Annotated in this window: 40 protein-coding genes; 38 read left to right on the top strand and 2 right to left on the bottom strand. The window is 34.4% G+C overall.

The window, feature by feature from the left end:
• Positions 1 to 36: 36 nt before the first annotated feature.
• A complete protein-coding gene (locus HMPREF3134_RS10750) occupies positions 37 to 432 on the bottom strand; it encodes a hypothetical protein (RefSeq protein WP_070442791.1) in 396 nt (131 codons plus the stop codon).
• A gap of 378 nt (positions 433 to 810) precedes the next feature.
• Between HMPREF3134_RS10750 and rpsJ the strand changes: the two genes are divergently transcribed.
• The 35 genes from rpsJ to rpsI all read left to right on the top strand — a co-directional run bounded on the left by rpsJ (position 811) and on the right by rpsI (position 19,590).
• A complete protein-coding gene (gene rpsJ / locus HMPREF3134_RS10745; protein ID WP_015900978.1) occupies positions 811 to 1,119 on the top strand; it encodes a 30S ribosomal protein S10 in 309 nt (102 codons plus the stop codon).
• A gap of 27 nt (positions 1,120 to 1,146) precedes the next feature.
• A complete protein-coding gene (rplC, locus tag HMPREF3134_RS10740) occupies positions 1,147 to 1,809 on the top strand; it encodes a 50S ribosomal protein L3 (RefSeq protein WP_070442789.1) in 663 nt (220 codons plus the stop codon).
• Between the two features lie 26 nt (positions 1,810 to 1,835).
• On the top strand, positions 1,836 to 2,459 hold the full coding sequence (rplD, locus tag HMPREF3134_RS10735) for a 50S ribosomal protein L4 (protein ID WP_070442786.1): 624 nt from the start codon (positions 1,836 to 1,838) through the stop codon (positions 2,457 to 2,459).
• Positions 2,459 to 2,734 carry a 50S ribosomal protein L23 gene (gene rplW, locus HMPREF3134_RS10730; protein ID WP_011275127.1) on the top strand — a complete coding sequence of 92 codons (276 nt, stop codon included), beginning with the start codon at positions 2,459 to 2,461 and terminating at the stop codon, positions 2,732 to 2,734. The genes rplD and rplW overlap by 1 nt, the downstream gene beginning before the upstream one ends.
• Before the next feature lie 39 nt (positions 2,735 to 2,773).
• Positions 2,774 to 3,607 (top strand): 50S ribosomal protein L2, encoded by an 834-nt coding sequence (gene rplB, locus HMPREF3134_RS10725; RefSeq protein ID WP_011275128.1) that lies wholly within the window; start codon positions 2,774 to 2,776, stop codon positions 3,605 to 3,607.
• A 64-nt stretch (positions 3,608 to 3,671) separates the two neighbouring features.
• Positions 3,672 to 3,950, top strand: coding sequence for a 30S ribosomal protein S19 (gene rpsS / locus HMPREF3134_RS10720; RefSeq protein ID WP_001829710.1), 279 nt, complete (start codon positions 3,672 to 3,674; stop codon positions 3,948 to 3,950).
• Positions 3,951 to 3,977: 27 nt separating this feature from the next.
• Positions 3,978 to 4,331: a 50S ribosomal protein L22 gene (gene rplV / locus HMPREF3134_RS10715; RefSeq protein WP_001829734.1), complete on the top strand. Its 354-nt coding sequence runs from the start codon at positions 3,978 to 3,980 to the stop codon at positions 4,329 to 4,331.
• A 23-nt stretch (positions 4,332 to 4,354) separates the two neighbouring features.
• A complete protein-coding gene (gene rpsC / locus HMPREF3134_RS10710; protein ID WP_011275129.1) occupies positions 4,355 to 5,008 on the top strand; it encodes a 30S ribosomal protein S3 in 654 nt (217 codons plus the stop codon).
• 2 nt (positions 5,009 to 5,010) lie between these two features.
• On the top strand, positions 5,011 to 5,445 hold the full coding sequence (gene rplP / locus HMPREF3134_RS10705; protein ID WP_002432945.1) for a 50S ribosomal protein L16: 435 nt from the start codon (positions 5,011 to 5,013) through the stop codon (positions 5,443 to 5,445).
• Complete coding sequence (gene rpmC / locus HMPREF3134_RS10700; protein WP_011275130.1) at positions 5,435 to 5,644, top strand: 50S ribosomal protein L29; 210 nt, start codon at positions 5,435 to 5,437, stop codon at positions 5,642 to 5,644. The genes rplP and rpmC overlap by 11 nt, the downstream gene beginning before the upstream one ends.
• Before the next feature lie 26 nt (positions 5,645 to 5,670).
• Positions 5,671 to 5,934, top strand: a complete 264-nt coding sequence (gene rpsQ / locus HMPREF3134_RS10695; RefSeq protein WP_011275131.1) for a 30S ribosomal protein S17 — start codon at positions 5,671 to 5,673, stop codon at positions 5,932 to 5,934.
• A gap of 31 nt (positions 5,935 to 5,965) precedes the next feature.
• Positions 5,966 to 6,334 carry a 50S ribosomal protein L14 gene (gene rplN / locus HMPREF3134_RS10690; protein WP_002466492.1) on the top strand — a complete coding sequence of 123 codons (369 nt, stop codon included), beginning with the start codon at positions 5,966 to 5,968 and terminating at the stop codon, positions 6,332 to 6,334.
• Positions 6,335 to 6,369: 35 nt separating this feature from the next.
• Positions 6,370 to 6,687, top strand: a complete 318-nt coding sequence (gene rplX, locus HMPREF3134_RS10685) for a 50S ribosomal protein L24 (RefSeq protein ID WP_033079619.1) — start codon at positions 6,370 to 6,372, stop codon at positions 6,685 to 6,687.
• A 25-nt stretch (positions 6,688 to 6,712) separates the two neighbouring features.
• Positions 6,713 to 7,252 (top strand): 50S ribosomal protein L5, encoded by a 540-nt coding sequence (gene rplE / locus HMPREF3134_RS10680; RefSeq protein WP_037549744.1) that lies wholly within the window; start codon positions 6,713 to 6,715, stop codon positions 7,250 to 7,252.
• A 22-nt stretch (positions 7,253 to 7,274) separates the two neighbouring features.
• Complete coding sequence (locus HMPREF3134_RS10675) at positions 7,275 to 7,460, top strand: type Z 30S ribosomal protein S14 (protein ID WP_001140799.1); 186 nt, start codon at positions 7,275 to 7,277, stop codon at positions 7,458 to 7,460.
• Between the two features lie 31 nt (positions 7,461 to 7,491).
• Positions 7,492 to 7,890, top strand: coding sequence for a 30S ribosomal protein S8 (rpsH, locus tag HMPREF3134_RS10670; RefSeq protein ID WP_011275134.1), 399 nt, complete (start codon positions 7,492 to 7,494; stop codon positions 7,888 to 7,890).
• Positions 7,891 to 7,914: 24 nt separating this feature from the next.
• Positions 7,915 to 8,451 carry a 50S ribosomal protein L6 gene (rplF, locus tag HMPREF3134_RS10665; RefSeq protein WP_011275135.1) on the top strand — a complete coding sequence of 179 codons (537 nt, stop codon included), beginning with the start codon at positions 7,915 to 7,917 and terminating at the stop codon, positions 8,449 to 8,451.
• 31 nt (positions 8,452 to 8,482) lie between these two features.
• Positions 8,483 to 8,845, top strand: a complete 363-nt coding sequence (rplR, locus tag HMPREF3134_RS10660) for a 50S ribosomal protein L18 (protein ID WP_011275136.1) — start codon at positions 8,483 to 8,485, stop codon at positions 8,843 to 8,845.
• A gap of 20 nt (positions 8,846 to 8,865) precedes the next feature.
• Positions 8,866 to 9,366: a 30S ribosomal protein S5 gene (rpsE, locus tag HMPREF3134_RS10655; protein ID WP_011275137.1), complete on the top strand. Its 501-nt coding sequence runs from the start codon at positions 8,866 to 8,868 to the stop codon at positions 9,364 to 9,366.
• A gap of 16 nt (positions 9,367 to 9,382) precedes the next feature.
• Positions 9,383 to 9,562 (top strand): 50S ribosomal protein L30, encoded by a 180-nt coding sequence (gene rpmD / locus HMPREF3134_RS10650; RefSeq protein ID WP_011275138.1) that lies wholly within the window; start codon positions 9,383 to 9,385, stop codon positions 9,560 to 9,562.
• A 19-nt stretch (positions 9,563 to 9,581) separates the two neighbouring features.
• Positions 9,582 to 10,022, top strand: coding sequence for a 50S ribosomal protein L15 (gene rplO / locus HMPREF3134_RS10645; RefSeq protein ID WP_070442783.1), 441 nt, complete (start codon positions 9,582 to 9,584; stop codon positions 10,020 to 10,022).
• A complete protein-coding gene (gene secY, locus HMPREF3134_RS10640) occupies positions 10,022 to 11,314 on the top strand; it encodes a preprotein translocase subunit SecY (protein ID WP_070442780.1) in 1,293 nt (430 codons plus the stop codon). Before rplO ends, secY begins: the two co-directional genes overlap by 1 nt.
• Before the next feature lie 18 nt (positions 11,315 to 11,332).
• The gene (locus HMPREF3134_RS10635) at positions 11,333 to 11,983 is read left to right on the top strand and encodes an adenylate kinase (protein WP_011275141.1); all 651 of its coding nucleotides are present in this window, start codon (positions 11,333 to 11,335) and stop codon (positions 11,981 to 11,983) included.
• 198 nt (positions 11,984 to 12,181) lie between these two features.
• On the top strand, positions 12,182 to 12,400 hold the full coding sequence (infA, locus tag HMPREF3134_RS10630) for a translation initiation factor IF-1 (RefSeq protein WP_001829792.1): 219 nt from the start codon (positions 12,182 to 12,184) through the stop codon (positions 12,398 to 12,400).
• A 31-nt stretch (positions 12,401 to 12,431) separates the two neighbouring features.
• Entirely contained in the window at positions 12,432 to 12,545 is a 114-nt protein-coding gene (gene rpmJ / locus HMPREF3134_RS10625) for a 50S ribosomal protein L36 (protein WP_001829709.1), read from the top strand.
• A 22-nt stretch (positions 12,546 to 12,567) separates the two neighbouring features.
• Positions 12,568 to 12,933, top strand: a complete 366-nt coding sequence (gene rpsM / locus HMPREF3134_RS10620; RefSeq protein WP_011275142.1) for a 30S ribosomal protein S13 — start codon at positions 12,568 to 12,570, stop codon at positions 12,931 to 12,933.
• Positions 12,934 to 12,955: 22 nt separating this feature from the next.
• Positions 12,956 to 13,345, top strand: coding sequence for a 30S ribosomal protein S11 (gene rpsK, locus HMPREF3134_RS10615; RefSeq protein ID WP_000101625.1), 390 nt, complete (start codon positions 12,956 to 12,958; stop codon positions 13,343 to 13,345).
• Positions 13,346 to 13,428: 83 nt separating this feature from the next.
• Positions 13,429 to 14,373 (top strand): DNA-directed RNA polymerase subunit alpha, encoded by a 945-nt coding sequence (locus HMPREF3134_RS10610; protein WP_011275143.1) that lies wholly within the window; start codon positions 13,429 to 13,431, stop codon positions 14,371 to 14,373.
• Positions 14,374 to 14,394: 21 nt separating this feature from the next.
• Positions 14,395 to 14,766, top strand: a complete 372-nt coding sequence (rplQ, locus tag HMPREF3134_RS10605) for a 50S ribosomal protein L17 (RefSeq protein ID WP_070442777.1) — start codon at positions 14,395 to 14,397, stop codon at positions 14,764 to 14,766.
• A gap of 445 nt (positions 14,767 to 15,211) precedes the next feature.
• Positions 15,212 to 16,024, top strand: coding sequence for an energy-coupling factor transporter ATPase (locus HMPREF3134_RS10600; RefSeq protein WP_070442774.1), 813 nt, complete (start codon positions 15,212 to 15,214; stop codon positions 16,022 to 16,024).
• Positions 16,021 to 16,884 (top strand): energy-coupling factor transporter ATPase, encoded by an 864-nt coding sequence (locus HMPREF3134_RS10595; RefSeq protein ID WP_070442771.1) that lies wholly within the window; start codon positions 16,021 to 16,023, stop codon positions 16,882 to 16,884. Before HMPREF3134_RS10600 ends, HMPREF3134_RS10595 begins: the two co-directional genes overlap by 4 nt.
• Complete coding sequence (locus HMPREF3134_RS10590; RefSeq protein WP_070442768.1) at positions 16,874 to 17,680, top strand: energy-coupling factor transporter transmembrane component T family protein; 807 nt, start codon at positions 16,874 to 16,876, stop codon at positions 17,678 to 17,680. The genes HMPREF3134_RS10595 and HMPREF3134_RS10590 overlap by 11 nt, the downstream gene beginning before the upstream one ends.
• A 4-nt stretch (positions 17,681 to 17,684) precedes the next feature.
• Positions 17,685 to 18,488 carry a tRNA pseudouridine(38-40) synthase TruA gene (truA, locus tag HMPREF3134_RS10585; RefSeq protein WP_070442765.1) on the top strand — a complete coding sequence of 268 codons (804 nt, stop codon included), beginning with the start codon at positions 17,685 to 17,687 and terminating at the stop codon, positions 18,486 to 18,488.
• A gap of 252 nt (positions 18,489 to 18,740) precedes the next feature.
• Positions 18,741 to 19,178: a 50S ribosomal protein L13 gene (gene rplM / locus HMPREF3134_RS10580; RefSeq protein WP_070442762.1), complete on the top strand. Its 438-nt coding sequence runs from the start codon at positions 18,741 to 18,743 to the stop codon at positions 19,176 to 19,178.
• Between the two features lie 19 nt (positions 19,179 to 19,197).
• The gene (gene rpsI, locus HMPREF3134_RS10575; protein WP_011275150.1) at positions 19,198 to 19,590 is read left to right on the top strand and encodes a 30S ribosomal protein S9; all 393 of its coding nucleotides are present in this window, start codon (positions 19,198 to 19,200) and stop codon (positions 19,588 to 19,590) included.
• 166 nt (positions 19,591 to 19,756) lie between these two features.
• Here the strand turns inward: rpsI and HMPREF3134_RS10570 are convergent, their stop codons facing one another.
• Positions 19,757 to 20,509: an NAD-dependent protein deacylase gene (locus HMPREF3134_RS10570; RefSeq protein ID WP_070442759.1), complete on the bottom strand. Its 753-nt coding sequence runs from the start codon at positions 20,507 to 20,509 to the stop codon at positions 19,757 to 19,759.
• A 227-nt stretch (positions 20,510 to 20,736) separates the two neighbouring features.
• Here HMPREF3134_RS10570 and HMPREF3134_RS10565 point away from each other — a divergent pair, with 227 nt between their 5' ends.
• The 3 genes from HMPREF3134_RS10565 to lacB all read left to right on the top strand — a co-directional run bounded on the left by HMPREF3134_RS10565 (position 20,737) and on the right by lacB (position 22,684).
• A complete protein-coding gene (locus HMPREF3134_RS10565; RefSeq protein WP_070442756.1) occupies positions 20,737 to 21,492 on the top strand; it encodes a DeoR/GlpR family DNA-binding transcription regulator in 756 nt (251 codons plus the stop codon).
• Between the two features lie 232 nt (positions 21,493 to 21,724).
• The gene (lacA, locus tag HMPREF3134_RS10560; protein ID WP_002455017.1) at positions 21,725 to 22,153 is read left to right on the top strand and encodes a galactose-6-phosphate isomerase subunit LacA; all 429 of its coding nucleotides are present in this window, start codon (positions 21,725 to 21,727) and stop codon (positions 22,151 to 22,153) included.
• A gap of 15 nt (positions 22,154 to 22,168) precedes the next feature.
• Entirely contained in the window at positions 22,169 to 22,684 is a 516-nt protein-coding gene (gene lacB, locus HMPREF3134_RS10555) for a galactose-6-phosphate isomerase subunit LacB (RefSeq protein WP_070442753.1), read from the top strand.
• Positions 22,685 to 22,693: the final 9 nt, after the last annotated feature.

Genomic DNA, 22,693 nt, shown 5'->3' with positions numbered 1-22,693 from the left:
GCTATTTCTCTAGGGTTTATGTCCCAGACTCTTTTTTTACCATTTATTTGAATGATCATTTTTGTACTGAGTATAAATGACTTTTGCATCTTTATTACGAATATAGATAGGTGCACTCAATACTATAAAAATAAAGAATACCATTAAGAAAAATAGCACCCAATGAACAAACATTCCTACAATTGGAATAAATGCAACAAAAGATCCCACAATACCAATTATTGGAATAATTGACATAGGCTTGATTGCATTTTGATTATCAACTAAAAGAATAATTGCTAGTATGAGATATAAAAAACCATTAATTAACAATGGTTGCCAACCAAAACCTAATATAAAGCTTCCGCCTAGAAAAGGAATGCCATAGAAAAATTCACATAATAATAAGAAGAAACTTATTAGGGCAAGAGCTACTTTAGTATTTCTTTTCAATATAACTACGCCTCCCACTATTTATTAAAAACAAATTTTAAATTCCTACTATTATAATAGTAGAAGCTTAATTTAAGACTTAACTTATATACATTATAAAGTAAAAACAAAAAAAGGGAAAAAATTTACTTAAAATGGTTGATGTACAAAACTATTTAAAGTACAATACTTAAGTATGTGTTAGACAAAGTACAAAAAGTTACAGAAAAACCTTGATTTATCACTGTTTTTCCTGTAACATATCTAATGTTGGACTTGATGAAAGCGATGAAGCGAAAGGTTACTGACACACCCGGCCGCTTTGCCATGGCGTTGTGTGAGATAGTTTTCGTGGAGAAGTCTATCACTTTTAAAGTAGACGAATAAGGAGGGAAAATTATGGCAAAACAAAAAATCAGAATCAGATTAAAAGCTTACGATCACCGTGTGATTGATCAATCAGCAGAGAAAATTGTTGAAACTGCAAAACGTTCTGGTGCAGAAGTTTCTGGACCAATCCCGTTACCAACTGAAAAGTCAGTTTATACAATTATTCGTGCGGTGCATAAGTACAAAGATTCACGTGAACAATTCGAACAACGTACTCATAAACGTTTAATCGATATTGTTAACCCAACACCAAAAACAGTTGATGCCCTAATGGGATTAAACTTACCATCTGGTGTAGACATCGAAATTAAATTATAATAGAAAATTTTAGGAGGTGGACTTTCGATGACCAAAGGAATCTTAGGAAGAAAAATTGGGATGACACAAGTATTCGGAGAAAACGGTGAATTAATCCCAGTTACAGTAGTAGAAGCAAGTCAAAATGTAGTATTACAAAAGAAAACTGAAGAAGTAGATGGTTATAACGCTATCCAAGTAGGTTTTGAAGACAAAAAAGCATACAAAAAAGATGCTAAATCTAATAAATATGCTAATAAACCAGCTGAAGGTCACGCTAAGAAAGCGGGCACAGCACCTAAGCGCTTCATTCGCGAATTCAGAAACGTTAATGTTGAAGAATACGAAGTAGGTCAAGAAGTCACAGTTGATACTTTTGAAGCTGGAGACATTATTGATGTAACAGGAACTTCAAAAGGTAAAGGTTTCCAAGGTGCTATTAAACGTCATGGCCAAGGTCGTGGACCAATGGCTCACGGTTCTCATTTCCATAGAGCCCCAGGTTCAGTAGGTATGGCTTCAGATGCTTCAAGAGTATTCAAAGGCCAAAAAATGCCTGGACGTATGGGTGGAAATACAGTTACTGTTCAAAACTTAGAAGTAGTTCAAGTTGATACAGAAAACAATGTAATTTTAGTAAAAGGTAACGTGCCTGGACCTAAAAAAGGTTTCGTAGAAATCCAAACTTCAATTAAAAAAGGTAATAAATAATAAGTAGCGAAAGGAGGAAAAGCATAATGGCTAATTATGATGTATTAAAAGTAGACGGATCTAAATCAGGTTCTGTTGAATTAAGCGATTCAGTATTCGCTATTGAACCAAACAACAGTGTTCTTTTCGAAGCAATTAACTTACAACGTGCTTCATTACGTCAAGGAACTCACGCAGTTAAAAATCGTTCAGCTGTACGTGGTGGCGGACGTAAACCATGGAGACAAAAAGGTACAGGACGTGCGCGTCAAGGTACAATCCGTGCTCCACAATGGCGTGGTGGTGGTATCGTATTCGGACCAACACCAAGAAGCTATGCATACAAAATGCCTAAGAAAATGCGTCGTTTAGCATTACGTTCTGCATTATCTTTCAAAGTTAAAGAAAACAACTTCACTATCGTTGATAATTTTGGTTTTGAAGCTCCAAAAACAAAAGAATTCAAAAATATATTAACTACACTTGAACAACCTAAAAAAGTGTTAGTAGTTACTGATAGCGAAGACGTAAACGTTGAATTATCTGCACGTAACATTCCTGGTGTACAAGTTAGTACAGCTCAAGGATTAAACGTTTTAGATATTACTAGCGCTGACAGTGTTATTATTACTGAATCAGCTGCGAAAAAAGTTGAGGAGGTGCTCGGATAATGGAAGCAAGAGATGTTCTTAAGCGCCCCGTAATCACTGAAAAATCTTCTGAAGCAATGGCTGAAGATAAATATACTTTTGACGTAGATACTCGTGCTAATAAAACACAAGTTAAAATTGCAGTTGAAGAAATTTTCGACGTTAAAGTTGCAAATGTAAACATCATCAACTACAAACCTAAGAAAAAACGTATGGGCCGTTACCAAGGCTATACAAACAAAAGAAGAAAAGCAATTGTTACTTTAAAAGAAGGTTCAATTGACTTATTCAACTAAACAATAAAATAAAAGTTACCATTAAGGAGGTAAGCGACAATGGCTCTTAAAAAGTATAAGCCAATAACAAATGGTCGTCGTAATATGACTAGTTTAGATTTCGCAGAAATCACGAAATCTACTCCTGAAAAGTCATTATTACAACCGCTACCGAAAAAAGCGGGTCGTAACAACCAAGGTAAATTGACAGTTCGTCACCATGGTGGAGGACATAAACGTCAATACCGCGTTATCGATTTCAAACGTAACAAAGATGGAATCACTGCAAAAGTTGATTCAATTCAATATGATCCAAACCGTTCAGCTAACATTGCTTTATTAGTATATGCTGATGGTGAAAAACGATATATTATTGCTCCAAAAGGATTACAAGTAGGCCAAGTAGTTGAGAGTGGTGCAGATGCTGACATTAAAGTTGGTAACGCATTACCATTACAAAACATTCCAGTTGGTACTGTAATTCATAATATCGAATTAAAACCTGGTAAAGGTGGACAATTAGCTCGTTCAGCGGGTGCAAGTTCACAAGTACTTGGTAAAGAAGGTAAATACGTACTAATCAGATTACGTTCTGGTGAAGTTCGTATGATCTTATCAACTTGCCGTGCTACAATTGGTCAAGTTGGTAACTTACAACATGAATTAGTTAATGTTGGTAAAGCAGGACGTTCTAGATGGAAAGGCATCCGTCCTACAGTTCGTGGTTCAGTAATGAACCCTAACGATCACCCACACGGTGGTGGTGAAGGTCGTGCACCTATCGGTAGACCATCTCCAATGTCACCATGGGGTAAACCAACGCTTGGTAAGAAAACTCGTCGTGGTAAAAAATCATCAGACAAACTTATCGTTCGTGGACGTAAGAAAAAATAATAACAACTTATTTGGGTGTGCGGCTTAATTGCTGCACGCACACAATAAGAAGGGAGGCGCCCAAATGGCTCGTAGTATTAAAAAAGGACCTTTCGTCGATGATCATTTAATGAAAAAAGTAGAAGCTCAAGACGGAAGTGAAAAGAAACAAGTAATCAAAACATGGTCTCGTCGTTCTACAATTTTCCCAAATTTCATCGGTCATACTTTTGCGGTATACGATGGTCGTAAACATGTACCTGTTTATGTAACTGAAGATATGGTAGGTCACAAATTAGGTGAATTTGCTCCAACTCGTACATTTAAAGGACATGCTGCAGACGATAAAAAAACTAGAAGATAATAAATAAAAGTAGAGGAGGAAATCCTAATGGAAGCAAAAGCGGTTGCTAGAACAATCAGAATCGCACCTCGTAAAGTAAGATTAGTTCTTGACTTAATTAGAGGTAAAAATGCTGGAGAAGCTATTGCTATTTTAAAATTAACTAACAAAGCTTCATCACCAGTAATTGAAAAAGTATTAATGTCTGCTTTAGCAAATGCTGAACACAACTATGACATGAACACTGATGAATTAGTTGTTAAAGAAGCATATGCAAATGAAGGACCAACTTTAAAACGTTTCCGTCCACGTGCACAAGGTCGTGCAAGTGCTATCAATAAACGTACAAGCCACATTACAATCGTCGTAAGTGACGGTAAAGAAGAAGCTAAAGAAGCTTAATAACTATTTAAGGAGGGAACACTGTGGGTCAAAAAATTAATCCTATCGGACTTCGTGTCGGAATCATCCGTGACTGGGAAGCTAAATGGTATGCTGAAAAAGATTTCGCTTCACTTTTACACGAAGATTTAAGAATCCGTAAATTCATTGATAACGAATTAAAAGAAGCATCAGTTTCTCACGTTGAAATCGAACGTGCTGCTAACCGTATTAACATTGCTATTCACACTGGTAAACCAGGTATGGTAATTGGTAAAGGCGGATCAGAAATTGAAAAACTTCGTAATAAATTAAACAACTTAACTGATAAAAAAGTACACATCAACGTTATCGAAATCAAAAAAATTGATATCGATGCTCGTTTAGTTGCTGAGAATATTGCACGTCAATTAGAAAACCGTGCTTCATTCCGTCGTGTACAAAAACAAGCTATTTCAAGAGCTATGAAACTTGGTGCTAAAGGTATCAAAACTCAAGTATCAGGTCGTTTAGGCGGAGCTGACATTGCTCGTGCTGAACAATATTCAGAAGGAACTGTTCCACTTCATACTTTACGTGCTGACATCGATTATGCACATGCTGAAGCAGACACTACTTACGGTAAATTAGGTGTTAAAGTATGGATTTATCGTGGTGAAGTTCTTCCTACTAAGAATACTAGTGAAGGAGGAAAATAATAATGTTACTACCAAAACGTGTTAAATATCGTCGTCAACATCGTCCTAAAACAACTGGTCGTTCAAAAGGCGGTAATTATGTAACATTTGGTGAGTATGGATTACAAGCTACTACAACATCTTGGATCACATCTCGTCAAATCGAATCTGCTCGTATTGCTATGACACGTTACATGAAACGTGGCGGGAAAGTTTGGATTAAAATCTTCCCTCATACACCATACACTAAAAAACCTTTAGAAGTACGTATGGGTGCTGGTAAAGGTGCCGTTGAAGGCTGGATCGCTGTTGTAAAACCAGGTAGAATTTTATTCGAGGTTGCAGGCGTATCAGAAGAAGTTGCTCGTGAAGCATTACGTTTAGCAAGTCACAAACTTCCAGTGAAAACTAAGTTTGTAAAACGTGAAGAATTGGGTGGTGAAACAAATGAAAGCTAAGGAAATTAGAGACTTAACCACTTCAGAAATCGAAGAACAAATCAAATCTTCAAAAGAAGAGCTTTTTAACCTACGCTTTCAGTTAGCTACAGGTCAATTAGAGGAAACTGCACGTATTCGTACAGTTAGAAAAACAATTGCACGTCTAAAAACTGTTGCTCGTGAAAGAGAAATCGAAGAAAGCAAAGCTAATCAATAATAAATTCGAAAGAGGAGGTTACAAAAGTGAGTGAAAGAAACGATCGTAAAGTTTATGTAGGTAAAGTTGTTTCAGACAAAATGGACAAAACTATCACTGTATTAGTTGAAACTTACAAAACACACAAATTATACGGTAAACGTGTAAAATACTCTAAAAAATACAAAACTCATGATGAAAACAATTCAGCTAAATTAGGAGACATTGTTAAAATTCAAGAAACTCGTCCTTTATCAGCATCAAAACGTTTTCGTTTAGTAGAAATTGTTGAAGAGTCAGTAATTATTTAATACAAGATTAGAGATAAGGGAGGTTTAACTAATGATCCAACAAGAAACTCGTTTAAAAGTAGCAGACAACTCTGGTGCTCGTGAAGTTCTTACAATTAAAGTATTAGGTGGATCTGGTCGCAAAACAGCGAACATCGGCGATGTTATCGTATGTACTGTTAAAAACGCAACACCAGGTGGCGTTGTTAAAAAAGGTGACGTAGTCAAAGCTGTTGTCGTTAGAACTAAATCAGGCGTTCGTCGTAATGATGGTTCTTATATCAAGTTTGATGAAAATGCATGTGTCATTATTCGTGATGACAAAGGCCCACGTGGTACTCGTATCTTTGGTCCTGTTGCTCGTGAATTACGTGAAGGTAACTTCATGAAAATCGTTTCATTAGCACCAGAAGTACTTTAATTTATAAAAACCAAATCATTTAAGGAGGTGCCCACATGCATATCAAAAAAGGTGACAACGTAAAAGTTATCGCAGGTAAAGACAAAGGTAAAGAAGGTAAAGTAATCGCTACTGAACCTAAAAAAGACCGTGTCGTTGTGGAAGGTGTTAATGTTATTAAAAAACACCAAAAACCAACTCAATTAAATCCTGAAGGTGGAATCTTAGAAACAGAGGCAGCAATCCATGTTTCTAACGTACAATTATTAGATCCTAAAACAAACGAACCTACTCGTGTTGGTTACAAATTTGTTGATGGTAAAAAAGTTCGTATCGCTAAAAAATCTGGCGAAGAAATCAAAACTAATAATTAATAACTAGTTGAAAGGAGGATCCACTTTGAACCGTTTAAAAGAAAGATACAATACTGAAGTTACTGAAAATTTAGTGAAAAAATTCAACTATAGTTCTGTAATGGAAGTACCAAAAATCGAAAAAATCGTTGTAAATATGGGTGTAGGTGATGCAGTTCAAAACTCTAAAGTGTTAGATACCGCTGTAGAAGAATTAGAATTAATCACTGGTCAAAAACCATTAGTAACAAAAGCAAAAAAATCAGTTGCAACATTCCGTTTACGTGAAGGTATGCCAATCGGTGCGAAAGTTACACTTCGCGGAGAAAGAATGTATGAATTCTTAGATAAATTAATCGCAGTTTCATTACCTCGTGTACGTGACTTCCAAGGTGTTTCTAAAACAGCATTCGATGGTCGTGGTAACTACACTTTAGGAATTAAAGAACAATTAATTTTCCCAGAAATCGACTATGATAAAGTAAGTAAAGTAAGAGGAATGGATATTGTTATCGTAACAACTGCTAACACTGACGAGGAAGCTCGTGAATTGTTAACAAACTTCGGTATGCCATTTCGTAAATAATCTCTAAAAGGAGGCTAATTAAGTGGCTAAAACTTCTATGGTTGCTAAGCAACAGAAAAAACAAAAATATGCAGTACGTGAATATACTCGTTGTGAACGTTGTGGTCGTCCACATTCTGTATATCGTAAATTCAAATTATGCCGTATTTGTTTCCGTGAATTAGCTTACAAAGGGCAAATCCCTGGCGTACGTAAAGCTAGCTGGTAATATATAAGAGTCTGAAAGGAGGCAACAATCAATGACAATGACAGATCCAATCGCAGATATGCTTACTCGTGTAAGAAACGCAAACATGGTGCGTCACGAGAAATTAGAATTACCTGCGTCTAACATTAAAAAACAAATTGCTGAAATCTTAAAAAGTGAAGGTTTCATTAAAAACGTAGAATACGTTGAAGATGATAAACAAGGTGTTATTCGTTTATTCTTAAAATATGGTCAAAACAATGAACGTGTTATCACAGGATTAAAACGTATCTCTAAACCTGGTTTACGTGTATATGCTAAAGCAAACGAAGTACCTAAAGTATTAAATGGTTTAGGTATTGCATTAGTTTCAACTTCTGAAGGTGTTATCACTGACAAAGAAGCTAGAAAACGTAACGTTGGCGGAGAAATTATCGCATACGTTTGGTAATAATAAATAAGGAGGTGCCATAACATGAGTCGTGTTGGTAAGAAAATTATTGACATCCCTAGCGACGTTACAGTAACTTTTGATGGTCATACTGCTACTGTAAAAGGTCCTAAAGGTGAATTAACTAGAACATTTAACGAAAGAATGACTTTCAAACAAGAAGAAAACACTATCGAAGTTGTAAGACCTACTGAGTCTAAAGAAGATAGAACAGTTCATGGTACAACTCGTGCTTTATTAAATAATATGGTACAAGGTGTTTCTCAAGGTTTCGAAAAAACACTTGAGCTTGTTGGTGTAGGTTACCGTGCTCAAATGCAAGGTAGTGACTTAGTATTAAACGTTGGTTACTCTCATCCTGTTGAAATTAAAGCTGAAGATGGCATTACTTTCGCAGTAGAGAAAAACACAACTGTTAGAGTATCTGGTGTATCTAAAGAACAAGTTGGAGCAATTGCTTCTAACATCCGTTCAGTAAGACCTCCAGAACCTTACAAAGGAAAAGGTATCCGTTACCAAGGTGAATATGTTCGCCGTAAAGAAGGTAAAACAGGTAAATAATAGATAACTCTCTTAAGAAAGGAGTAATACAATGATCAGTAAAATTGATAAAAACAAAGTGCGTTTGAAAAGACATGCTCGTGTGCGTACTAAATTATCAGGTACAGCTGAAAAACCACGTTTAAATGTATATCGTTCAAACAAACACATTTATGCACAAATTATCGATGATGTTAAAGGCGAAACTTTAGTTCAAGCTTCATCAAAAGATAAAGATATCGCAAGCGATTCAACTTCTAAAGTAGATTTATCTACTAAAGTAGGCGAAGCAATTGCTAAAAAAGCATCAGACAAAGGTATTAAAGAAATCGTATTTGATCGTGGCGGTTACTTATACCATGGTCGAGTAAAAGCTTTAGCAGAAGCTGCTAGAGAAAGCGGATTAGAATTTTAATTTAAAGGAGGGACAAATACATGGCTCGTAGAGAAGAAGAAACGAAAGAATTTGAAGAACGCGTTGTAACAATCAACCGTGTTGCTAAAGTTGTTAAAGGTGGTCGTCGTTTCCGTTTCACTGCATTAGTAGTAGTTGGAGACAAAAATGGTCGTGTAGGTTTCGGTACTGGTAAAGCTCAAGAGGTACCTGAAGCTATCAAAAAAGCTGTTGAAGCAGCTAAAAAAGATTTAGTAGTTGTTCCGCGTGTTGAAGGAACTACTCCTCACACTATCACTGGCCGTTATGGTTCAGGTAGCGTATTCATGAAACCTGCTGCACCTGGTACAGGAGTTATCGCTGGTGGTCCAGTTCGTGCCGTATTAGAATTAGCAGGTATCACTGATATCTTAAGTAAATCATTAGGATCTAACACACCAATCAATATGGTTCGTGCTACAATCAATGGTTTACAAAACCTTAAAAATGCTGAAGATGTTGCTAAATTACGCGGCAAATCAGTAGAAGAATTATATAATTAAGGAGGGAAAATAAATAATGGCTAAATTACAAATTACCCTCACTCGTAGTGTTATTGGTCGTCCTGAAACACAACGTAAAACTGTTGAAGCTTTAGGTCTAAAAAAGACTAATAGTTCAGTAGTAGTTGAAGATAACCCTGCTATCCGTGGGCAAATCAACAAAGTTAGACACTTATTGACAGTAGAAGAAAAATAATTAAGGAGGTGCCTATATAATGAAATTACATGAGTTAAAAGCAGCTGAAGGTTCACGTCGTGTACGTAACCGCGTTGGCCGTGGTGCTGGTTCTGGTAACGGTAAAACTAGTGGTCGCGGACAAAAAGGTCAAAAAGCACGTTCAGGTGGTAGCGTAAGACCTGGATTTGAAGGTGGACAATTACCTTTATTCCGTCGTTTACCAAAACGTGGTTTCACTAACATTAATCGTAAAGAATATGCTATTGTTAACTTAGACCAACTTAATAAATTTGAAGATGGTACTGAAGTAACTCCAGCTTTATTAGTTGAAACTGGTGTAGTTAAGAATGAAAAATCTGGTATCAAAGTACTAGGTAATGGCTCACTTGATAAAAAATTGACAGTGAAAGCTCATAAATTCTCAGCTTCAGCAGTAGAAGCAATTGATGCAAAAGGTGGAGCACACGAGGTGATCTAATGTTTCAAACGCTTGTGAGCTTCTTTAAAACTAAAGAAGTTCGAAACAAGATTTTCTTTACCTTAGCAATGTTAGTTATATTCAAAATAGGAACTTACATTCCGGCTCCAGGAGTTAACCCTGAGCCTTTTGAACAACAAGGTTCTGATCAAGGAGTCGCCGCTCTTCTTAATACGTTTGGTGGCGGAGCCTTAAAGAACTTTTCAATATTTGCTATGGGCATCATGCCCTACATCACCGCATCTATCGTAATGCAATTACTACAAATGGATATTGTTCCGAAATTCTCTGAATGGGCGAAACAAGGTGAAGTAGGTAAAAGAAAGCTTAGCAATGTAACACGTTATTTCGCTATCATTTTGGCTTTTATACAGTCAATTGGTATGGCATTCCAATTTAATAACTATTTAGGTGGTAAATTAATTATTCACCAATCTATTATGAGTTATTTATTGATTGCCATTGTTTTAACAGCAGGAACTGCATTTCTAATTTGGCTTGGTGATCAAATTACTCAATTCGGAGTTGGTAATGGTATTTCTATCATTATCTTTGCAGGTATTTTATCAACTTTGCCTTCATCAATTATTCAATTCGTGCAACAAGCATTCGTTGGTAATGATGATACTACATTAGCATGGTTAAAGGTTATTGGTTTAATAGTAGGTTTAGTTTTACTCACAATTGGGGCTATTTATGTACTAGAAGCGAAACGTAAAATTCCTATCCAATATGCTAAAAAACAGTCTGCACAAAGATTAGGATCACAAGCAACTTATCTACCTTTAAAAGTTAACTCTGCAGGGGTAATTCCAGTAATTTTTGCGATGGCATTTTTCTTATTGCCAAGAACATTAACATTGTTCTTCCCGAAAGCTGATTGGGCGCAAACTATATCTGAATATGCAAACCCTTCAAACACTTATGGTATGATTGTTTATGTAGTATTAATTATCGCATTTACGTATTTCTATGCCTTTGTTCAAGTTAATCCTGAAAAAATGGCTGATAACTTGAAGAAACAAGGTAGTTACGTTCCAGGTATTAGACCTGGTGAACAAACTAAAAAATATATTACTAAAGTACTTTATCGCTTAACTTTTGTCGGCTCTATTTTCTTAGCAGTCATTGCGATATTACCAATATTAGCGACTAAATTCATGAGTTTACCTCAATCTATACAAATTGGTGGTACAAGTTTATTAATCGTAATTGGTGTCGCAATTGAAACTATGAAATCACTTGAAGCTCAAGTGAGTCAAAAAGAATATAAAGGCTTTGGTGGTAGATAATTTGTAGGAGGGCAATTTATGAATATCATTTTAATGGGTTTACCTGGCGCAGGTAAAGGAACTCAAGCGAGTGAAATTGTTAAGAAATTCCCAATACCACATATATCTACTGGTGACATGTTCAGAAAAGCGATTAAAGATGAAACAGATTTAGGAAAAGAAGCTAAATCTTACATGGATCGTGGAGAATTAGTCCCTGATGAAGTTACTGTAGGTATCGTTAAAGAAAGAATATCTGAAGACGATGCAAAAAAAGGATTTTTATTAGATGGCTTCCCAAGAACAATCGATCAAGCTGAGGCGTTAAATGATATTATGTCTGAGCTTGGTAGAAACATCGATGCTGTCATTAACATCGAAGTTCCTGAGGAAGAATTAATGAATCGTCTTACAGGTCGTCGTATCTGTGAAAAATGTGGTACGACTTATCATCTTGTATTTAATCCTCCAAAGGTTGATGGTATTTGTGATATCGATGGTGGAAAGCTTTATCAACGCGAAGATGATAATCCTGAAACAGTATCTAATCGTTTAAACGTTAATGTTAAACAGTCAAAACCTATTTTAGAGTACTATAATGAAAAAGGTGTGCTAAAAAACATTGATGGTGCGAAAGATATTGACGATGTAACCAAAGATGTCATTGATATCTTAGATCAATTAAAATAGATCAACTTAATACGGTCTAGATTTATGTGAATTTGATTAGGTTTCTCTGGCAAGAATTAATTTTCTGAGTGTCGAATGACGATAATAATTCCCGCATTTTGTTAAACTTATTTTAACTAGTCACTATATTAGATTCGTATCGTTGAAGTTGTCTATTGACGATTACCTTACTATTGTAAAAAGGGAGGAAGTTAATCAATGGCGAAACAAGATGTAATTGAATTAGAAGGTACAGTATTAGATACTTTACCAAATGCTATGTTTAAAGTAGAATTAGAAAATGGTCATGAGATTTTAGCTCACGTAAGTGGTAAAATTAGAATGAATTATATTCGTATTCTACCTGGCGACAAAGTAACTGTAGAAATGTCTCCGTATGATTTATCACGCGGTAGAATTACTTATCGTTATAAATAATCGTCACTCCATAATATAGGGAGGTATAAAAATGAAAGTAAGACCATCAGTTAAACCAATTTGCGAAAAATGTAAAGTCATTAAACGTAAAGGTAAAGTAATGGTAATTTGTGACAATCCTAAGCACAAACAAAGACAAGGTTAATAAAAGAGAGGTGTAAATATATATGGCACGTATTGCAGGAGTAGATATCCCACGTGAAAAACGCATTGTTATCTCATTAACATATGTATATGGTATTGGTACTTCAACAGCTAAAAAAATCGTTGAAGAAGCTAACGTATCAGCAGACACACGTGTAAAAGATTTAACAGATGATGAATTAGGTCGTATTCGTGAAGTTGTTGACAGTTATAAAGTTGAAGGTGACTTACGTCGTGAACAAAACTTAAACATTAAACGTTTAATGGAAATTTCTTCATACCGTGGTATCCGTCACCGTCGTGGTTTACCAGTTCGCGGTCAAAAAACTAAAAACAACGCACGTACTCGTAAAGGCCCAGTAAAAACTGTAGCTAACAAGAAAAAATAATAGGTAAAGGAGGCAAATATAAATGGCACGTAAACAAGTATCTCGTAAACGTAGAGTTAAAAAGAATATTGAAAATGGTGTGGCTCACATCCGTTCAACATTCAACAATACAATCGTAACTATCACTGATGAATTTGGTAATGCTTTATCTTGGTCATCAGCTGGTGCATTAGGTTTCAAAGGATCTAAAAAATCAACACCATTCGCAGCTCAAATGGCTTCTGAAACTGCTTCAAAATCTGCAATGGAACATGGTTTAAAAACTGTTGAAGTAACAGTAAAAGGACCTGGACCAGGTCGTGAATCAGCTATCCGTGCATTACAATCAGCTGGTTTAGAAGTAACTGCAATCAGAGACGTTACTCCAGTACCTCATAACGGTTGTCGTCCACCAAAACGTCGTCGCGTCTAATTTATAATAGATTGTTATTGTTACAGGTCACTGAGCGAAACAGTTTAAAATTAAGTCGACGTAATTAAGGAGGATTTTTGTAAATGATAGAAATTGAAAAACCTAGAATTGAGACAATTGAAATTAGTGAAGATGCTAAATTCGGTAAGTTCGTTGTTGAACCACTAGAACGTGGCTACGGTACTACACTAGGAAACTCCTTACGTCGTATCCTACTATCTTCATTACCAGGTGCAGCCGTTAAGTACATTGAAATCGAAGGTGTTTTACACGAATTCTCAGCTATAGATAATGTTGTTGAAGATGTTTCTACAATTATTATGAACATCAAAAAATTAGCACTTAAAATTTATTCTGAAGAAGATAAAACATTAGAAATCGATGTTCGAGATGAAGGCGAAGTTACTGCAAGTGACATTACTCACGATAGTGATGTAGAAGTTCTAAATCCAGAACTTAAAATCGCAACAGTGTCTAAAGGTGGACATTTAAAAATTCGTCTAGTTGCTAATAAGGGTAGAGGTTACGCATTAGCAGAACAAAATAATACTAGTGATTTACCAATCGGTGTAATTCCTGTTGATTCACTATACTCACCAGTTGAACGTGTTAACTATACAGTTGAAAACACACGTGTCGGTCAAAGTAGTGATTTTGATAAATTAACTTTAGATGTTTGGACTAATGGTTCAATCACTCCACAAGAGTCAGTATCATTAGCTGCTAAGATTTTGACTGAACATTTAAATATTTTTGTAGGTCTTACAGATGAAGCTCAAAATGCTGAAATCATGATTGAAAAAGAAGAAGATCAAAAAGAAAAAGTACTTGAAATGTCTATTGAAGAATTAGACTTATCAGTACGTTCATACAACTGTTTAAAACGTGCAGGAATCAATTCAGTTCAAGAGTTAGCTGATAAATCTGAAGCTGATATGATGAAAGTTCGTAATTTAGGTCGTAAATCTCTAGAAGAAGTTAAATATAAATTAGAAGATTTAGGATTAGGATTAAGAAAAGAAGATTAATAAGTTAAAGGAGGTCAACTCATGGGTTACAGAAAATTAGGTCGTACTTCTGATCAACGTAAAGCTATATTACGTGACTTAGCTACTTCACTTATCGTTAGTGAGCGCATTGAAACTACAGAAGCTCGTGCAAAAGAAGTTCGTAGTGTTGTTGAGAAATTAATCACTTTAGGTAAAAAAGGAGATTTAGCTTCTCGTCGTAATGCTGCAAAAACATTACGTAATGTTGAAATTTTAAATGAAGATGAAACTACACAAACTGCACTTCAAAAATTATTCGGTGAAATTGCTGAACGTTATACAGAACGTCAAGGTGGTTACACTCGTATTCTTAAAGTAGGTCCTCGTCGCGGAGACGGTGCTGAATCAGTTATCATCGAATTAGTAGATTAATTCAAGATATAAATACACTAACTACTTATATGTAAAGCAAATGAGTGCAACGATAATGTTTGCCACATACAAATATTGTCTAGCTCAGAGTGCCCCATCAATTAAATATATTTCAAAGCGTGAACTCAACTAAAATATGATGGGGTGCGCGCTTTTTTATTTTCAAAGAAGCAATTAGCTTCTATTCAACCAATAAATTATTATATATAATACTAAGAACTCAAATGGTCATAGTTTATATTGAAAAATCGCATTAGTTGACCGAAATGAAAGTTTTTATTTAGTTTTTCAGTTTTAGTCATCTTTAATAGGGGGCGGGACAATGGATTCAAAATGAATTCTGTCCGGTCCTTTTTTATTTTGAAAAAATGAAATAAAACAATAATATACATGCAATTCATATTCATGTAAACTATACTAGTACAAAGTTTTAGGAGGGATTCTAGTGAAGGCGAATAACACTAATATTATTGAACTTAAGCAAGTTGACTTTCAATATCAAGGCGATGCAGCCTTCACATTAAATAATGTATCCTTTAAGATTCCTAAAAATCAATGGACTTCAATTGTTGGACATAATGGGTCAGGAAAATCAACAATAGCTAAATTAATAGTTGGTATTGAAATTGCGACCAATGGTACGATTTTTTTCAATCAATCACCAATCTCCAATAATAATTTCAAAGATATACGAGAACACGTTGGAATTGTCTTCCAAAATCCAGAAAATCAATTTGTAGGTTCGATTGTTAAATACGATGTTGCGTTTGGTTTAGAGAACTACGCTGTTCCAACTGAAAAAATGAAAGAAATAGTAGCACAATCTATTAGTGACGTTGGAATGACCGATTATGCTGATAGTGAACCACATTCATTATCAGGAGGACAGAAGCAACGAGTAGCTATTGCAGGTGTGTTAGCATTAAGTCCTTCAGTCATTATATTAGATGAAGCGACATCTATGTTAGATCCTCAAGCCAAGAAATCATTGATAAGTTTAATACAAGAAGTTAAAGCAACTAAAGATGTAACAATTATTTCGATTACGCATGACTTAACTGAGGCGCTTGAAGGTGATCATGTCATAGTAATGAATCAAGGAACAGTTTATAAAGAAGGAAATCCACAAACAATATTTAAAGATATAAAAATGTTACAAGAAATTGGACTAGATTTACCTTTCTCAATGAAAATTAATCAACTTTTAGGATTTGATGACCACTTTATTACTTACGAAGGGTTGGTCGAAAAGCTATGAAAATTAAGTTTAATGATGTTACATACACCTATCAACAGGGTACACCATATGAGTATAAAGCATTAGACCACATTAATTTAACTATTGAGCAGGGGAAATACTATGCAATTGTTGGACAAACTGGAAGTGGAAAATCAACTTTAATTCAGCATTTCAATGGGTTATTAAAACCTACTAATGGCAATATTGAGCATGATGAACTTATGATTCATTCTAAAACTAAAGATAAATTTATTAGACCAATCAGACAAAAAATTGGACTAGTTTTTCAATTTCCTGAATCACAATTATTTGAAGATAATATTGAAAGAGAAATTGAGTTTGGACCTAAGAATTTTGGAATGAATGTTGAAGAAGTGAAAGAAAGAGCTTTTGATTTATTGTTAGAGTTAGGTTTTCCAAGAAATGTTATGTCTTTGTCACCATTCCAGATGTCTGGTGGCCAAATGCGTAAAATTGCAATTGTTTCAATCTTAGCTATGAACCCGGATGTCATTGTTTTAGATGAACCTACTGCTGGATTAGACCCAAAGAGCCGTCAACAAGTAATGGAGCTATTTAAAGAAATACAGCTAAAACAAAATAAAACAATCATACTTGTATCTCATGATATGAATGAAGTTGCGAAATATGCTGAAGAAATTATCGTGATGAATGATGGAAATATTATCGAGCAAGTCACACCAAAAGAGTTGTTTAGACAAGGTAGTAAACTTGAAGAGTGGCATATAGCCTTACCAGATATTGTTCAGTTACAACGTGATATTGAAATTAAACATGGTATTAAATTTAAGACAACCGCACTTACTGAGAAAGAATTTGTAAGTATGTACCAGGAGTGGCAACATCATGAAGAATAAATTAATTATAGGTAGATATTTACCAAATAACTCTGTAATTCATCATCTAGATCCACGAGCTAAAGTTTTATTTGTATTTATGTTTATTATTTTAATATTTTTTGCTCATTCTTTTGCAACGTTTGGGTGGATTATTTTATTAATTCTAATGTTTATGTTTTTAGCGAAGATTAAATTATGGTTTTTAATAAAAGGGTTAACACCAATATTTATTTTTACTATATTCACATTCTTCATGCATATCTTCTTCACACATGGTGGTACAAGATTAGTTGATTTTGGAATTATTAAAATTGATAGTGCTGGTATTTTAGAAGGTATCTTTATTTCATTACGTCTCATCACAATTGTTATGGTAGCAACAATAATGACGCTATCAACGAGTCCAATCGATTTAACAGATGCTTTTGAAAAATTGCTAACGCCATTAAAATGGTTTAAATTGCCTGTGCATCAATTAAGCATGATTATGTCAATCGCTTTAAGATTCATTCCAACTTTAATGGATGAATTAGATAAAATCATACTAGCTCAAAAATCACGAGGTTCTGAGTTAAGTTCGGGTGGCTTAATGACACGTATAAAAGCATTTATTCCTTTAATGATTCCATTATTTATCTCAGCTTTTCAAAGAGCGGAGGAATTAGCAATCGCTATGGAAGTACGTGGTTATGATGCTAATGTAAAACGAACAAGTTATAGAAAGCTACAATGGCATATTGGAGACACGATGTGCTTAATAAGTATCATCCCAATAGCCATAGTATTATTAGTATTAAAATATATTGGAGTGTAATACAGTGCGTATACTCGTTAATATTTCTTATCAAGGAAGTCAATTTCTAGGGTTTCAAATTCAACAGCAAGGGAGAACTGTGCAACAACAATTTGAAAAGATATTGAAGCGTATGCATCGGCGACATGTTCGCATTCATCCTTCTAGTCGTACGGACAGAGGTGTACATGCATATGAACAATTTTTTCATTTTGATACAGACTTAAATATTGAACCACAGCAATGGAAGTATGCGATGAATAGTGCTCTACCTGAAGATATATACGTCAAAGAAGTTCAACAAGTCGATGATCATTTTCATTGTCGTTATGACTGTCTAGGCAAGCGATATCGTTATAAAGTATATCAAGCAACACATCGTAATCCTTTTGAAAGTGGCTTAAAGACATTTATTAAGGAAGATTTAAATTATTCAAAAATGAACGAAGCTGCAAAACACTTCATTGGAACACATGATTTTACAGGATTCTGCTCTCAAAAGACTGAAGTCAAAAGCAAAGTACGTACGTTATATCAAAGTGAGATCATCCAAACAGATGAAGGGTTTGACTATGTTGTGACAGGGTCAGGCTTTTTATATAATATGGTTCGCGTGTTAGTAGCGTTTCTAATTGAAGTAGGAAAAGGTAAGCGTCATCCAAGTGAAGTGTCAACGCTATTAAATGAAAAAAATAGAGATAGTGTACCATTTACAGCACCTGCAGAAGGTCTCTATTTAGAGAAGATATATTTAACAGAAAAAGAATTAACAACAGACTTTGGAGACAATATTAAAATTCATCGTAAAAAATCATTACAAAATGACTAAATTGCATTGACAAACGGAGCTATAAAATATAACATAGTTAACGGTATTGTTTTATATCCACCCCATGATAAGCCCCGGAAACTTATTGTGTTACAAGATATATAAGCAAATTATACAGGAATAAAATAAATGAACATTTACGCTTTGAAAATCGTAACAGAATGAATAGATTGCAGGCCTCGTTCGTAGGTTCGACTGCGATACGTACCTGTAATCTAAAACGAAGCATTTATTTTTAGGAGGACAATTATTATGCGTCAAACATTTATGGCAAATGAATCAAACATTGAGCGCAAATGGTATGTTATTGATGCTGAAGGCCAAACATTAGGTCGTTTATCATCTGAAGTAGCATCTATCTTACGCGGTAAAAATAAAGTAACTTATACACCACACGTTGACACTGGTGATTATGTAATCATCATTAACGCTTCTAAAATCGAATTAACTGGTAAAAAAGAATCAGATAAAATTTATTATCGTCACTCAAACCACCCAGGCGGTATCAAATCAGTTACAGCTGGTGAGTTAAAACGTAATAATCCAGAACGTTTACTTGAAACTTCAATCAAAGGTATGTTACCAAGTTCACGTTTAGGTGAAAAACAAGGTAAAAAATTATTTGTATATGGTGGCGCTGAACATCCACACGCTGCACAACAACCAGAAAACTACGAGTTACGTGGTTAATTAGAAGGAGGAAATTACATTGGCACAAGTTGAATATAGAGGCACAGGCCGTCGTAAAAACTCAGTAGCACGTGTACGTTTAGTACCAGGTGAAGGTAATATCACAGTTAACGAACGTGACGTACGTGAGTACTTACCATTCGAATCATTAATCTTAGACTTAAACCAACCATTTGATGTTACAGAAACTAAAGGTAACTATGATGTATTAGTTAACGTACACGGTGGTGGTTTCACTGGACAAGCACAAGCTATCCGTCACGGAATCGCACGTGCATTATTAGAAGCAGATCCTGAATACAGAGGTTCTTTAAAACGCGCAGGTCTATTAACTCGTGACCCACGTATGAAAGAACGTAAAAAACCAGGTCTTAAAAAAGCACGTCGTTCTCCACAATTCTCAAAACGTTAATGCTGGAATTGTTGCAAACTTGTTTGCTTACAAGTTCTGTATGCAAATTGCGTTAGCAATTTGTGTTCAACTGAAATGTTTAAAGCACTTCTCAATTTCGAGAAGTGCTTTTTGTATGCAATAAAAGCTAGAGATTCATAAAACCTCTAGCTTTTGAACTTTATATTTATTTTTTAAATACTTCTTCAACAACTTCTGTCATGTCATTATGAATAACTAAACTTGCTTGTCTATCATACGGTGTAGCGTCTCTATTAATAATTACAAGATTATCTCCTGTAAAGTTAGAAATAAAGCCTGCAGCAGGTTGTACGACTAAGGATGAACCTAACACAATGACAGTATCTGCTTTTTGGATTTTATCTAATGCTCTAAAGACAGTAGGTTGATCGAGCATTTCACCGTATAATACGATATCAGGGCGAATCACATCACCACAGTTCTCACAATATCTTAATTTGTGTCCCATAACATATGATTTCGTATATTCTTTTCCACAATTGATGCAATAAAAGCGATTCAGTGTACCATGAATTTCATCAATCTGTTCACTTCCGGCATCTTCATGTAACCCATCGATATTTTGGGTAATCACACCTAAAGATTTGCCTTCTTTTTCTAACTCTGCAATCCACTCATGGACGATGTTAGGTTTTTTATCTGCTACTAGTAGTCGTTTATGATAAAAGTCGATAAAGCTTTCTTTATTATCATTTAAATGATCAACACTTAATAAATATTCAGGTGAATAACCTTCTTTTGAAATTTCATCAAATAATCCACCCATTGAACGGAAATCAGGTATACCACTTGCAACCGATACACCTGCACCAGTAAAGAATACAATTTTGTTTGATTTATCAACAATTTCTTTTAATTTTTCGATTTTATTACCCAATCGGAGCACCTCATTTATCATCAATACTGTATAGTTTTTTTTAAAAATAAATCTTATACTATTATTACAACATATTTTGCTATTTATTTTCTAGTTTTCAAGAAGCAATGAATGTTGAAAAACAATAAATAATAGTGTTAAAACATATAATAGTATAGAATGAAATTGCGTTTAAAATCTTTATAAAAAATCAATTGTTCTTATAAAAAGAACTTTTTAATAAAATAGAGTTGGATGTGAGAATTTGAATGAATAAATACGATCGTTTAGAAGAAATTACTAAACTCGTAAATCAAAAAGGAACGGTTAGGACGAATGAAATCGTTGAGGAACTTAACGTATCTGATATGACAGTACGTCGTGATTTAGCTGAACTAGAAGAAAAAGGATTACTAACTAAAATACATGGCGGTGCACGTAGTAATTCAGCTTTTCAAATTAAAGAAAAGTCTCATCAAGAAAAGCACACAGAGAATATTGAAGAAAAACGTGCTGTCGCAAGGAAAGCTGTTAACTTAATTGAAGAAAACGATACGATTTTTTTGGGACCTGGAACAACAATCGAGTTACTGGCTCAATTAATAGATCGAGAGTCATTAACAGTGATTACGAATTGTTTTCCAGTATTTCAAATATTATTTGAAAAGCGTTCGCTAAATTTTAAAGTTTACTTATTAGGTGGAGAAATGAGAGAACTTACTGAATCATTTGTAGGTGAAATGACGAATACGCTTCTTAAAACAAAACGATTTAGTAAAATGTTTTTTAGTTGTAATGGAATAAAAGATGCAGATGTGCTCACTTCTACAATTGACGAAGCGTATACACAACAACTTGCACTTCATCGTTCACTTGAAAAATACTTATTAATTGATAATTCAAAAATTGGAAAAGAAGATTTTACCCAATTATGTCATTTAGAAGATTTAACAGCAGTTGTTGTAGATAAAAATGATGAAGATAATGTACAAAAATTAAAAGCTTATACAGAAGTGATACATTAATTGAATGATACCAAGATTGTTTATTTAAACAATCTTGGTATTTTTTTAGATAATTGAACGTAATTAAACATAAAAATGAAATGTTTTGTTTAAAAAAACAAAATTTTAAACAACATTCGAACATTTATTGTTGATTATTTGTTTATTTATGTTTATAATTTAGGTGTAAATATTTGAAAGCGCTTTTTCAAACACATGTGTTTAATTATCTTATTTTCAAAGGAGAATCATTATGACAATTTTTATTGGTTCAGATGTCGCTGGTCAACGTCTTAAAGATGTTATAAAAACATTTTTAAAAGAAAATAACCATGATGTAGTAGATGTAACAGAAGGAAAAGAATTAGACTTTGTTGATTCAACATTAGCAGTTGTACACGAAGTACAAAAGAACGATGATAATTTAGGAATTGCAGTGGATGCTTATGGTGCAGGTAGTTTTATTGTCGCTACAAAAGTAAAAGGAATGATTGCTGCTGAAGTATCAGATGAACGTTCAGCATATATGACACGTAGTCACAACAATGCACGCATGATTACAATGGGCTCTGAAATTGTAGGCGATACATTAGCAAAAAATATTGCTAAAGAATTTGTAAATGGACACTATGATGGCGGACGTCACCAAATCCGTGTAGATATGTTAAATAAAATGTGCTAATTGGAGGAATAAATAATGAAAATTGCTATAGGTTGCGATCACATTGTAACTGATACAAAAATGGAAGTTTCACAACATTTAAAAGCTCAAGGACATGAAGTTATTGATGTAGGTACGTATGATTTTACACGTACACATTATCCTATCTTCGGTAAAAAAGTAGGAGAAAAAGTAGCTAGTGGAGAAGCAGATTTAGGCGTATGTATTTGTGGTACAGGCGTTGGTATTAGTAATGCAGCAAACAAAGTCCCAGGTGTAAGAACAGCATTAGTACGTGATATGACATCAGCACTTTATTCAAAAGAAGAATTAAATGCTAATGTTGTTAGTTTCGGCGGTAAAGTAGCAGGCGAATTATTTATTTTCGATATCGTTGATGCATTTATTAAAGCGGAATACAAACCTACTGAAGAAAATAAAAAATTAATTGCTAAAATTAATCATTTAGAAGCACATAACGATAATCAAGCTAATCCTCATTTCTTTGATGAATTCTTAGAAAAATGGGACAAAGGTGAATATCACGGTTAAGGAAGATGT

This window comes from Staphylococcus sp. HMSC14D10, from assembly GCF_001808125.1.
GTDB lineage: Bacteria > Bacillota > Bacilli > Staphylococcales > Staphylococcaceae > Staphylococcus > Staphylococcus haemolyticus.
This window is presented reverse-complemented; position numbering and strand designations above follow the sequence as displayed.